Here is a 14,568-nt window from a genome sequence, read left to right as displayed (position 1 = left end):
AAAAGTTTCGAGATTTTTTTTATTTGAAGAAAATAAAAAGGCCACAATTGTATACTTCGGTGTACTAGATACAACGTAATTTTTTTAATAAAAATTTAAATTATAGTTCTTTATGTACTAAGGATTTGTTTTAGAGTTTAACTAATTGATTTTTAATGTTTTTTTAATTGCCTAAGCATACGTGCTTATGGCAGCAGGTATTTTATTGTCCATTTTCTAATCTTCCAAATTATGAAAAAAAAATTTACTTTTTGTAGTCTCAACTTTCAGAAGAGATTATTAGGACTATTATTTTTATTCTTATTATGCACGAATTCATTTTCGCAGACTATTTGTAGACCAGTGTCTCAAACAAATAGTCAAGGCGGATTTTTGTGCTTAGGATTAAATGTAGATAGTCCCGCCAACGCTTATGACAGCGCAGGCTTAACGACTTTTGCAACCCTGACAAATGCTGTTGGTGTAAGTTGTTTCGTTGAAGAAACAATGACCTTGAACCAGACGGCAAGAGCAGGAGATCAAATTGCAATTTACTTTGGTACAGGGAATGGTTTGCTGGATCTTGGATTATTATCTAATGTATCTCTTCAAACCAAAATGTCTGGTACCAATGTAGGTTCAAGTGTAGCTTTGAATGACCCGAGTTTGAATTTGATTTTTTTATTGGGAAACACTGTTGGGGTTGCAAAATATACCTTAACAGGCGATGCAAATCAAGTACAAATTCAAGTTGGAGGGACTTTAAGTCTTTTACTCAGTTTACGACTTTATGATGTTCGTTTAGAGTTTGCACAGCCAACAGTTACTGGCGGTTTATCACAAACTGTTTGTGCCGGATCTGCGACAACGCTTACAGCCACTCCAGCAGCAGGAACTACGCTTGCATGGTATAGTTCTGAAGCGTCGACAACACCATTAGCAACAGGAAACACTTATACAACTCCTGCTTTAAATGCTAATACTACTTATTATATTGGTATTTCCCGTGCAGCTGGATGCGAAGGCAATGTCCGGGTACCTGTTGTTCTTAATGTTTCTAACCCGGTTGCGCCGGCGGTTAATAACGCTGGGACTGCTATTTGTTCTACAGGAGCAACGCAGCAGACTACTTTAACGCTTTTAAACCCAATTCCGGGAACAACATACTCTTGGTTTTCTGTTGCAAGTGGAGGAGTAGCATTAGCAACCGGAACAACCTATTCACCTACAGTCCCTTTGGGTACTACAACCTTTTATGTAGAAGGTGCGATAGGCAGTTGTATAAGCCCTACACGTACTACAGTCAATGTAGTTTCTACGGCAGTTCCTGCAACACCAACAGTTTTAACACAAAGTGTTACGATTCAGTCAGGGCAGAGTGCAACTCTAAATGCAGAAACTTCTGAACCCGGAGCACAATTAAATTGGTATGATGTGCCTACAGGCGGAACACCGGTTGCAACAAATACCCCAAATTTTACTACACCTATTTTAACTGCAACAACAACATATTACGTTGAAGCTCAAAGCCCAAACGGCAGCTGTGTTAGTGCAGTAAGAGTTCCTTTAACAGTTACGGTTCAGTTGTCAGCTTTAGGTGGATGTCTTGAAGCCAGCAGCCAGCAGACAACACAAAATGGTTTGTGTTTATTGTGTAGTTCCACAGATCCAAATAATTCTGTAGATGGAAATACAGCAACTGCAGCAAGACTTACGGTTCCTCTTGGTTTAATTAATGGATGGATTCAGCAGACATTGCAATTTACTAATCCGGGTAAGACGGGTGACATTGTTGATGTTGAATTAGAAATACCAGGCGGATTAACCAATCTTTCATTATTAGGAGAGATTAGTCTGGCAACGTATAATGGAGCAACGTATAATAATGACAGAATTTCAATTGACAATCCGTCAATTATTTTGCAAGCATTAAGCGGAGACCGTTTTAGAGCAAGCATAACTGCCGGAGCAAATTTTGATCGTGTAGAAATTCGATTAGGAGGTTTGGCTGCGTTAGTAGCAAATTTAGATATCTATCAGGCAGCTTATAGATATAAAGCTCCGGTTATAACAGGAAATACAACTATTTGCAGCGGACAAACGACAACATTAACCGCCGCTCTTGCAGTTGGTGAAACTGTTAATTGGTATAACGCATCGACTGGCGGGGCTTCACTAGCTTCTACAGCTGCATTTACAACTCCGGCTTTAACAACAGCAACAACTTATTATGTTGAAATAACAAGAAATAGCTGCGTTAACAGTGAAAGAAACCCAGTTCAGGTTTTAGTAGATAATCCTGTACTGCCTGTAGTTGATGTTTCTCCATCAACAATATGCAGCGGAGGGACAACGACTTTAACGGTTCAGGCACCAGTAGTAGGTACGACTTATAATTGGTACGATGCTGCATTAGGAGGAAATTTGGTATTTACAGGAACTTCATTTACGACACCGGCTTTAACAGCAAATACAAATTATTATGTTGAAGCAGTTGTTGGAAGTTGTTCAACGCCAACACGTACAGCTGTAAATCTTACCATTAATCCACTGCCTGCAGTGCCAACTTTTGCTTCTTCAGATGTTATTATACAATCTGGGCAAACAGTTGCATTGTCAGTCTCTAATCCTGTAGTAGGAGTGACATACAATTGGTATGATGTTCCAACAGGAGGTACATCTGTAGCTTTAAATACAACATCATATACTCCAAGCCCTGTTTTAACAGCTAACAAAACATATTATGTTGAAGCAGTTGATGCACTGACAGATTGTACAAATCCAGTAAGAGGAGTTATTAATGTTATTGTAATAAATAATGTTAGTACTTGTTTACAAGCCGGCTCTCAAATAACAAGTACGGGTGGTTTATGTGTTTTGTGTACTTCTGCTAATGAAAATAATTCTGTAGATGGTGATATAAGTACATATGCAGAACTTACTGTACCACTCGGTGTTGGAGGTTACATTCAGCAGCTTTTGACTTTTGCAACGCCAGGTCAGACAGGAGATATAATTGATGTTGAATTAGAATTACCTGGCGGATTAACCAATGGTACATTATTAGGAGCGGTTAGTCTGGCAACTTTTAATGGGGTAACGTATAATAATGACAGGGTTGTAATTACAGATAATTTATTGAATCTTCAACCATTGTCAGGAAATAGATTTAAAGCAAGTTTTACTGCAACTGCACCATTTGATCAGGTTGAGGTAAGATTAGGAGGTTTGGCAACAGCATTAGCTAATTTGTACATTTATGCTGCTTCTTACAGATTTCCAAATGCAGTAATAACAGGAGCTTCGGCACCAATTTGTTCAGGACAGACAGCTTCTTTAACAGCTTCTTCTACAGGAACAGAAACCTTTACATGGTATGATGCACCAACAGGAGGAAACATTGTTGCAGTTAATCCAACGGCTTCTTTAACATCTACTACAACATATTATTTAGAAGCAACTCGTGGAGGAACTTGTATTAATAGTTTACGTCAGGCAGTTACCGTTACAGTATTGTCAATTCCTACAGATGCTGATGTTATAATTACAACTCCAGTTGAGGCTACTTGTGCCGGAGGTGCAGTATTAACTCCAACATCATCAACAATTACAGGAGCTGAGTTTAAATATTATACAGATCAAAATAAAACTCAGGAAATTATAACAGGAACTACAGTAGCAACTCAGCCTGGAGTAACATTTACGAAAGATGCCATAACAGGAGAACTTACTATAGCAGGTTTAAATGCTGCAGGAACGCCTTATAATTATTTCGTATCCATTTTAAATGGCGGAACTTGTGAAAATGTAAACGGAACATTAAAACAAGTAACCGTTAACTTCCCTTCAACTACTGTTTTAACTGTAAATGCAGCATTAGCAGGTTGTGGAAGTGCCAATTTAGGAGATGCAATAACTAATTTTGATTCAACAGGAAATACAACTTATACTTTTTATGATCCATCAAATAATGTAATAACTGCAGATGCTGCGGCTAATATTACATTAAGTGGTGTTTATTCAATTTTAGCTCAGGGTAATGGAGTTACTTGTCCTTCGGTACAGCAATCTGTTACAGTGACAATAAATGCATTGCCAAGTTTAGTTGTAACAAATCCATCAGAATCCGTAAATATAGGTTCAAATGTTACCTTAACAGCGACATCAACAGGAACAATTTCATGGTTTGATCCTCAAGGAAATGCTTTAACCGGACCAACATTTACTACCGGAGTTTTAAACACACCGGGAGTTTATACTTATACAGTTGTTGCCAGCGACGGAATCTGTTCTGCAACTGCAACCAAAGTAATTAATGTAATTGATCTTAGCAATTGTCAATCTTTAACAGAAAGAGTTTATGCAACAGCACAAACATCTGGAACAATAGTTACAGGAACAGTTACCGACGGAGCAAATGCAGTTGACGGTGATCCGCAGACATTCTCTACAATTACAACAGGTTTAGGACTTTTAGGAGTGGGTACAACCTGGCAAGATTTAACCTGGCCGGCACCTATTGTAAAAGGAACACCGGTAACTATTAAATTGGGTTCTGAATCCAGCTTATTAGCGGTTGGTCAAAATTTATCAGTAATAGGCACAATTGGAGGAGTTGATATCGGAACAATGCAGTCCATATCTGGCCCATTATTGAATTTAATTCCTGGAGACAATACCTTTGAGTTTACGTTTGTCCCTTCAGATGCTTCGGGTCCGCAGAATTATGACGGAATACGTATTCAGTCAGCTTCACTTTTAAGTGTTGTTCAAAACACAAAAGTATTCGACGCACATTATAACAGATCAGTTTCAAGTGCCGTTTGTACGTCTGGGGATATTCGTGATATTTTTTATGGCGCAACTGATTTAGGAGCTATAACTGTTACAGGTGCAATAGGAGTGAGCGATGCATGGAATGTTGCAGACAATGATATTGCAACTTTTGCTACAATGTACAGCGGATTAGGAGTTTTGGCTGCTGCCGATTTAACAGTTGAATTCAAAACACCATCAGTTGTAAGTGATACACTAAGAATTGTCGTTTCAAGACCAGGTTCAATTTTAAGTGTTAATTTATTAAATGGATTTACTATTCAGCGTTACTTGGGAAGTGTTGCCGTTGGAGCGCCAATTGACAATTCAAGTCCATTTTTTAGCTCAAACTTATTGCCGGGAAATACAATGGCAATGGTTTTGGTTTCTTCACCAACAGCAGAATCATACGATAGAGTAAGAATTCGTTTAGGAGGAACTTTAGGGGTATTAGATTTATTAAGAGTTCACACAGTAGAAAGAGTTGCAAACACAACCGTAATAGGAGCTGATCCGGATAATAAAATAACGGTCTGCCCGGGAGCGGATATAACGCTTCAAATACCCGAGGAAGCCTGTTCAACTTATATATGGTATGATGCACCAACAGGAGGAACTGCACTTGCTACAGGAATTACTTATACAGTGCCGGCAAGTTTAACAGCAGGAATCTATAAATATTATGTTCAGCCAGTACGTTATGGTTGTGAAACTTTTGCTAGAGGAGAAGTAACCGTTGAAATTAAAGCTTCGACTCCGGTAAATGCTTTAACAGATATTACTTTAAATGGAGGAACAACAACTTCAATTTGTTCTCCTTCAGGAACTGTAACATTAGCGACAAGTTTGAGCGGAACACCAGTTGTAACAAATCCTGTTTATTACTGGTATAGCTTTAACGGAACTACAGCGCAGTTGATTCCTGGAGAAACAACGGCACAGTTAATCGTAAATGGATTAGCTCCGGGAACTTATACCTATTATGTAGGAGTTAGCGGAGATCAATTTTGTGAAACTGCAGTTGCAGACAGAAAACAAATTACATTTACAATTCTGCCTCCTTCAACTGTAAATGATATTTTAGTTGATGATTTAACAGTTTGTCACAGCGTGCCAGCATCATTGACTCCAACTGCACCAACATTAACAAATCCGGTATTTACCTGGTATTTAGATGCAGCCAGAACGCAGCCAATAACAAATGGTTCAGTTATAGCAGGAGTTACTTATACAATCAATGCAGCAGGTGTTTTAACAGCTGTAGGATTGACAAAAGCAATGAGTCCAATTACTTATCATGTGGCTGTTGCCAGCGATAATACTTGTGAAAATCTTGCAGGAACATTACAAGATGCTGTAATTATCATAAGTGATCCAAATACGCCGACAACTACAGATACTACACAAGATTTCTGTTTAGTTGATGCCCCAACAATTGCAAGTATTCAGGTAAATGAATCAAATGTAGTTTGGTATAATGTTTCAACAGGCGGAACAGCGATTCCATCTGCAACAGCATTAACAACTGGAACTTATTATGGAGCTGCAACAGACGCTATTACAGGCTGTGAAAGCAGCGTAAGATTAGCAGTTGCAGTAAGTGTAACTGATCCGGGAACACCAACAACTACAGATGCAACACAAGATTTCTGTTTAGTTGATGCACCAACCGTTGCCGATATTCAGGTAAACACACCAGCAGCAGGTACCATAGTTTGGTACACAGCTGCCACAGGCGGAACAGCGATTTCAACCACAACAGCTTTAGTAACAGGAAACTACTACGCTTCAATTTTAAATGGAACAACAAACTGCGAGAGCAATGTTAGATTAGCAATTGCAGTAAGCGTAACCGATCCAGGAACACCAACTACTACAGATACGACACAAGATTTCTGTTTAGTTGACGCGCCAACCGTTGCCGATATTCAGATAAATACACCAGCAGTAGGCACAATAGTTTGGTATACAGCTGCTACAGGCGGGACAGCAGTTCCTACTACAACAGCTTTAGCAACAGGAACATATTATGCTTCAATTCTAAATCCAGCAACAAACTGCGAGAGCAATGTTAGATTAGCAGTTGCAGTAAGTGTAACCGATCCGGGAACACCAACTACTACAGATACGACACAAGATTTCTGTTTAATTGATGCGCCGACAGTTGCCGATATTCAGGTAAACACACCAGCCGTTGGAACAATAGTTTGGTATACTGCTGTGACAGGCGGAACTCCAATCGCTTCTACGACAGCTTTGACTACAGGTACTTATTATGCATCAATTTTGAACGGAACAACAAATTGTGAAAGTGCGGTAAGATTAGCTGTTGCAGTAAGCGTAACAGACCCTGGGACACCAACTACTACAGATGCAACACAAGATTTCTGTTTAGTTGATGCGCCAACTGTTGCCGACATTCAGGTAAACACACCAGCGGTAGGAACAATAGTTTGGTACACAGCTGCTACAGGCGGAACAGTGGTTCCAGCAACAACAGCATTAGCAACTGGAACATATTACGCTTCAATTCTAAATCCAGCAACAAACTGCGAAAGCAATGTTAGATTAGCAGTTGCAGTAAGCGTAACTGATCCTGGAACACCAACTACAACAGATGCAACACAAGATTTCTGTTTAGTTGATGCGCCAACCGTTGCCGACATTCAGGTAAACACACCAGCGGTAGGCACAATAGTTTGGTACACAGCTGCTACAGGCGGAACAGCGATTCCAACCACAACAGCTTTAGTAACAGGAAACTACTACGCTTCAATTTTAAATGGAACAACAAACTGCGAGAGCAATGTTAGATTAGCGATTGCAGTAAGCGTAACCGATCCAGGAACACCAACAACTACAGATGCAACACAAGATTTCTGTTTAGTTGATGCACCAACCGTTGCCGATATTCAGGTAAACACACCAGCAGCAGGTACCATAGTTTGGTACACAGCTGCCACAGGCGGAACAGCGATTTCAACCACAACAGCTTTAGTAACAGGAAACTACTACGCTTCAATTTTAAATGGAACAACAAACTGCGAGAGCAATGTTAGATTAGCAATTGCAGTAAGCGTAACCGATCCAGGAACACCAACTACTACAGATACGACACAAGATTTCTGTTTAGTTGACGCGCCAACCGTTGCCGATATTCAGATAAATACACCAGCAGTAGGCACAATAGTTTGGTATACAGCTGCTACAGGCGGGACAGCAGTTCCTACTACAACAGCTTTAGCAACAGGAACATATTATGCTTCAATTCTAAATCCAGCAACAAACTGCGAGAGCAATGTTAGATTAGCAGTTGCAGTAAGTGTAACCGATCCGGGAACACCAACTACTACAGATACGACACAAGATTTCTGTTTAATTGATGCGCCGACAGTTGCCGATATTCAGGTAAACACACCAGCCGTTGGAACAATAGTTTGGTATACTGCTGTGACAGGCGGAACTCCAATCGCTTCTACGACAGCTTTGACTACAGGTACTTATTATGCATCAATTTTGAACGGAACAACAAATTGTGAAAGTGCGGTAAGATTAGCGATTGCAGTAAGCGTAACAGATCCTGGGACACCAACTACTACAGATGCAACACAAGATTTCTGTTTAGTTGATGCGCCAACTGTTGCCGACATTCAGGTAAACACACCAGCGGTAGGAACAATAGTTTGGTACACAGCTGCTACAGGCGGAACAGCGGTTCCAGCAACAACAGCATTAGCAACTGGAACATATTACGCTTCAATTCTAAATCCAACAACCAACTGCGAAAGCAATGTTAGATTAGCAGTTGCAGTAAGCGTAACTGATCCTGGAACACCAACTACAACAGATGCAACACAAGATTTCTGTTTAGTTGATGCGCCAACCGTTGCCGACATTCAGGTAAACATACCAGCGGTAGGCACAATAGTTTGGTACACAGCTGCTACAGGCGGAACAGCGGTTCCAGCAACAACAGCATTAGCAACTGGAACATATTACGCTTCAATTCTAGATCCAACAACAAACTGCGAAAGCAATGTTAGATTAGCGATTGCAGTAAGCGTAACAGATCCTGGAACTCCAACTACAACAGATGTAACACAAGATTTCTGTTTAGTTGATGCTCCGACAGTTGCTGATATTCAGGTAAACACACCAGCTGTTGGAACAATAGTTTGGTACACAGCTGCCACAGGCGGAACAGCAGTTCCTGCAACAACAGCTTTAGCAACAGGAACCTATTACGCTTCAATTCTAGATCCGACAACTAATTGCGAAAGCAATGTTAGATTAGCAATTGCAGTAAGTGTTACCGATCCAGGAACACCAACAACTACAGATGCAACACAAGATTTCTGTTTAGTTGATGCGCCAACAGTTGCCGACATTCAGATAAATACACCAGCTGTTGGAACAATAGTTTGGTACACAGCTGCCACAGGCGGAACAGCAGTTCCAACTACAACAGCTTTAGCAACACGAACCTATTACGCTTCAATTCTAGATCCGACAACTAATTGCGAAAGCAATGTTAGATTAGCAGTTGCCGTAAGCGTAACCGATCCGGGAACACCAACTACAACAGATGCAACACAAGACTTTTGTTTAGTTAATGCACCAACTTTTGCCAATATTCAGGTAAATGAATCAAATGTTGTTTGGTACAGTACAGCAACAGGTGGAACAGCAATTCCAGCTACAACTGCTTTGACAAATGGAACTTATTATGCAGCCATTTTAGATCCGGCAACAAATTGTCAAAGTGCAGTAAGATTAGCAATTGCAGTTACGGTAACAGATCCTGTTACACCAACAACTACAGATGCTACACAGACTTTCTGTTCTGGAAATGCACCAACGGTTGCTAACATTCAGGTAAATGAAATAAATGTAGTTTGGTATACAGCTGCTACAGGCGGAACAGCAATTCCAGCTACAACAGCTTTGGCAACAGGTAATTATTATGGAGCAATTCAGGATCCGGTAACAGGATGCGAAAGCAGCGTGAGGTTATTAGTTGCAGTTACAGTTGGAAACACAATTAATCCAACAACAAACAATGCTGTGCAAAGCTTCTGTTCAACAGCTTCACCAACAATTGCAAGTATTCAGGTAAATGAAAGCAATGTAACTTGGTTTAGCACAGCCACAGGCGGAACAGCGATTCCGGCAGCTACAGCATTAACATCAGGTATTTACTATGGAAATATTGTAGATCCGGCAACAGGTTGTGAAAGCTCAACTCGTTTACAAGTTACTGTAACAGTAACAGATCCGAGTCCAACGCCAACGACAGCAGATGCTACACAGGATTTCTGTTCAATAAATGCACCAACAGTTGCTAATATTCAGGTAAATGAAGCAAATGTGATTTGGTATACTTCTGCTACAGGCGGAACAGCAATTCCAGCCACAACAGCTTTAGCAACAGGAACTTATTATGGAGCTGTGTCAAGTGCTATAAATTGTGAAAATCCAGTGAGATTAGCAGTTGCAGTAAATGTAAATACCCCGGGTGTCATTACAACGCCAAATGCAACACAAACGTTCTGTTTATCTAAACTGCCAACAATAGCAAACATCTTGGTTAATGAACCAAACGTTGTATTCTACGCCACCGCAACAGGCGGAACACCGCTGCCAGCAGGAACATTACTAACAGCCGGTACGTATTATGCCGCTGCACTTAGTAACACAACAAACGGATGCGAAAGCGCAGCAAGACTGGGTATTACAATAGCCTTTGAAAATGATGCTTTAGTACAGCTTACAACTACAGACGACACACCATGTGTTTTCCAAGGAGTAACCTATTCAATTGCAAATGGAAAATCAAATTATGTTTGGTCAGTTACAAACGGAACAATCACTTCTGGCGGAGGAACTGCAGACGGATCTGCAACAATCTCTTGGTCAGATATTGGACCGGGAAGAGTTGAGGTTACTTACACAAATACTTGTGATGAAACCACAACTAAATTCTTAAACGTAACAGTGGCAACATGTTCTGATTTAACAATTACGAATGTGGTTGATAATCCAACGCCAAATTTTGGTGATAACGTAACATTTACAATTACGGTAAACAATGTTGGCGAAGGAGGTTTCATCAATACACTTGTTAGTGATTTATTACCAACAGGATATAATTTAGTTAGCTCTAATACATCAACAGGAACTTATAATCCGGCAACAGGACTTTGGACAATCCCAGCACTGCCTGCAGGACAAAGTGTAACGTTAACAATAGTTGCAGAAGTACTTTCAAGCGGAAATTACTTAAATGTTGCTGCTATCGAAAACTCAACTCCTTTAGATGTCGATGCAGCAAACAATTCAGCTTCAGCTTCGGTTGAGCCAATTTGTTTAACAGTTTACAATGAGTTTACACCAAATAATGACGGAGCTAATGACTTGTTTAGAATTGATTGTATCGAAACACATCCTAACAATGAGTTAAAAGTTTTTAATAGATATGGTGCATTAGTGTACAGCAAAGCACACTATGAGAACGATTGGGACGGAACTGCAAATGTATCCGGAGTAGTTAATAGAGGAGATATGCTGCCAACAGGTACTTATTTTTATGTGATTACCATTGGAGATGGAACGGTTAAAAAAGGATGGTTATCAATAATGAGATAACATTCTATTAATCATCTAATTAATTAAACTAAATAAGTATCGTTATGAAACTATATATAAAACCATTAGAAACGTATTTCATTTTAATATGTTCTCTTATTACAGTTTGTGTCAGTGCACAACAAGATCCTCAATATACGCAGTATATGTATAATACAATGGCGGTAAATCCGGCTTATGCCGGATCTACCGGCACTCTCGAAGCCACACTTTTACACCGTTCACAATGGGTAGGAATTTCAGGGGCACCAGAAACACAATCGTTTTCCATTCACTCACCGCTTTCAAATGAAAAAATCGGTTTAGGATTGAGTGTAGTTAATGACAAAATTGGTCCTTCAAATGAATTATACCTTGACGGAAACTTTTCTTATTCATTACCTCTTGGGTACGAAAAAAGATTAGCATTTGGTATAAAAGCAGGTATGAGAATGCTAAATATAGATTGGTCAAAAGGAAGATATTATGATAATAATGATGTTCTCCTAAACCAAAATATAGACAATCAAATGAAACTAGCAGTAGGAGCCGGAATTTACTATTACACAGAAAAATGGTATTTAGGATTCTCTATTCCAAGTTTTATTTCAAACAACTATTATGATGATGTGCAGGAATCGATAGATTACGATCGTTTGCATTATTATTTAATGGGAGGATATGTTTTTGATTTGAACCCAAATTTGAAGTTCAAACCAGCATTTTTAGTAAAAGCAGTAAGCGGAGCACCGATAACTGCTGATGTATCGGCGAATTTTATGCTTTATGAAAAATTTGTTATTGGAGGATCATATCGAACAGATGATTCAGTAAGTATTCTGGCAGGTTTTCAAGTATCTCCTAGTTTTTATTTAGGATATGCTTTTGATTACACCACAAGTCAATTGAATAAATACAACGATGGGACGCACGAATTTATCCTGCGTTATTCATTCAACAAAGGACAAAGCAAAATTAAATCTCCACGATTCTTCTAAAAACAAAACATATGAAAAAATTATATATCCTAAGTTTAGTCTTGAGCATTACGTTTAGTTTTGCTCAAAAGACTAATTTAAAGAAAGCCGATGCTTTGTTTAGAAATTATTCGTATACAGATGCATCAAAGGCTTATGAAGAAATTTTACAGAATATCAGCAGTCCGTCGACACAAACATTAAAAAATGCCGCAGACTCGTATTATTTTATTTCTGATGCACGAAATGCCCTTAAATGGTATAAAAAATTATACGAAGCGCAGGGCAATAATCTAACTGATATTTACTATCTGAGATACATTCAAAGCATGAAAGCTGTTATGGATTATGATGAAGCAGATAGAATAACCAAGGAATATCTGGATAAAAAAGGAGATCAAAAGGAAATTAACCGCTATGTTGCTCAGAAAAAGCAATTAGATAGTTTAGCGAAAGCAAAGCCATTGTATCAAATTAAAAACCTGGATATCAATACCAGTAAATCTGATTTTGGAACCACTTTTTTTCAGGAAAAAATTGTCTTTACTTCGGCAAGAGATACAACCAAGTTTAGCGAAAAACTATACACTTGGAACAATCAGCCATTCCTGAATTTGTATGTTTCCGAAAGAAACCCTGCAGACGGAGGCTTATTTAATGAAAGTTTGTTTATTCCAAATGTAATGAGCAAATATCACGAAGCAACAGCCACATTTGATGCAAGTGGAAAAACGATTTATTACACAACTAATATTTTAAAGAAAAACAAATTAGTTGTTGATGGTGATAAAGTCAATAATTTTCAAATTGTTAAAGGTGATGTTGTAGATAATAAATTAGAAAATCCGCAAAACGTATTCTTTAGCAGCGATGATTATTCAGTTGGGCATCCTTCTTTAAGCGATGACGGAAAATGGCTTTTCTTCGCATCAGATATGCCGGGCGGATTTGGGGAAACAGATTTGTATGTGGTAAAAATTTCAGATGACGGAACAATGAGTACACCGCTCAATCTTGGACCAAAAATCAATACAATTGGTAATGACCTTTTTCCTTATTACAGAAACGGAATGCTTTATTTTTCTTCAGACGGGCATTATGGTTTAGGAGATTTAGATGTTTACGAAAGTAAATTTTTATCAGACGGAACTTTTACAACCCCAAGAAATCTTGGCGCTCCAATAAACAGTAACAAAGACGATTTTGCTTATATCGTTGATAAGTCAGATAGTTACGGTTACGTTTCATCCAACAGAGCAGGAGGAAAAGGAGACGATGATATTTATTCTTTTGTAAAAGGAAAACCGGTTTGTAACCAAAGTATTTCGGGAATTGCCGTTGACAGAAAATCTAAACTTCCATTATCAGATGTAACCGTAATGGCTTACAATTCTTTTAAAGAAGTTTTAGGCGAAACCAAAACCAACTACGAAGGAAAATACGCCATTGTCGTTCCTTGTGATAAAGTGGTTAATATGATTGCTGCCAAACCAAATTACAGCAGTGACGAAAAAACGGTAACAACTACAAAAGAAAATGAAGGTGAAATTCCAAATATCAATTTTGAACTTAGCAATTATGACGATTTAGTGGTAAAAAAGAAAGGTGTTGAAAAAGTAGATGTTAAACCAATTTATTTTGACTACGACAAATACGACATTACACCTTTGGCAGTCGAAGAATTGACGAAAGTAGTTTTCATCATGCAAAAATTTCCAAACATCAGAATCAAAATTGAATCACATACAGATTCAAGAGGAAAAGATGCTTATAACTTAAAGCTTTCAGATAACAGGGCAAAATCAACAAGAGATTATATTATCTCGCAGGGAATTGACGCTTCAAGAATCGAAAGTGCCATTGGTTACGGTGAAAGCCGATTAATCAATAAATGCAAAAATGGAGTGAAATGTACTGAAGAAGAACATTTATTAAACAGACGCTCCGATTTCATCATTATTCAAAAATAGTACTATATTTTCGATCTAATTTATTGATAATTAGATTTTAAGATGTAGAACATAGAAACCATTTGGAAGTTGGTTTTTTTTAAATTCTTTTTTAAGAATAATGGACAAGGAGAAAATCAGGCCGCAAGTTTTTGCTGCCTGATTTTTGATTTTATAAAACTTTTGTGTTTAATGTTATTTAAACAAAAATAATCCTAATTTTG

General features: G+C 38.5%; 3 protein-coding genes. All 3 read left to right on the top strand.

Translation table 11 applies throughout. The annotated features are described in order from the left end of the window. Positions 1-342: 342 nt before the first annotated feature. Genes BUE10_RS02930 through BUE10_RS02920 form a run of 3 tightly spaced genes read left to right on the top strand, consistent with a single transcriptional unit; the run spans position 343 to position 14,365 of the window. Positions 343-11,439, top strand: a complete 11,097-nt coding sequence (locus BUE10_RS02930) for an Ig-like domain-containing protein (RefSeq protein ID WP_073482199.1) — start codon at positions 343-345, stop codon at positions 11,437-11,439. 44 nt (positions 11,440-11,483) lie between these two features. Then, positions 11,484-12,416, top strand: a complete 933-nt coding sequence (locus tag BUE10_RS02925) for a PorP/SprF family type IX secretion system membrane protein (RefSeq protein ID WP_073482197.1) — start codon at positions 11,484-11,486, stop codon at positions 12,414-12,416. 11 nt (positions 12,417-12,427) lie between these two features. Then, positions 12,428-14,365, top strand: a complete 1,938-nt coding sequence (locus BUE10_RS02920) for an OmpA family protein (protein WP_073482196.1) — start codon at positions 12,428-12,430, stop codon at positions 14,363-14,365. The last annotated feature ends 203 nt before the right edge of the window (positions 14,366-14,568 follow it).

The organism is Flavobacterium sp. CF108, from assembly GCF_900129795.1.
In the GTDB taxonomy this organism is placed as follows: Bacteria; Bacteroidota; Bacteroidia; order Flavobacteriales; family Flavobacteriaceae; genus Flavobacterium.
This window is presented reverse-complemented; position numbering and strand designations above follow the sequence as displayed.

Bases quoted from the DNA above. Each gene is read 5' to 3' on its own strand.
- BUE10_RS02925 (WP_073482197.1), top strand. From the start codon at position 11,484: ATGAAACTATATATAAAACCATTAGAAACGTATTTCATTTTAATATGT.
- BUE10_RS02920 (WP_073482196.1), top strand. From the start codon at position 12,428: ATGAAAAAATTATATATCCTAAGTTTAGTCTTGAGCATTACGTTTAGT.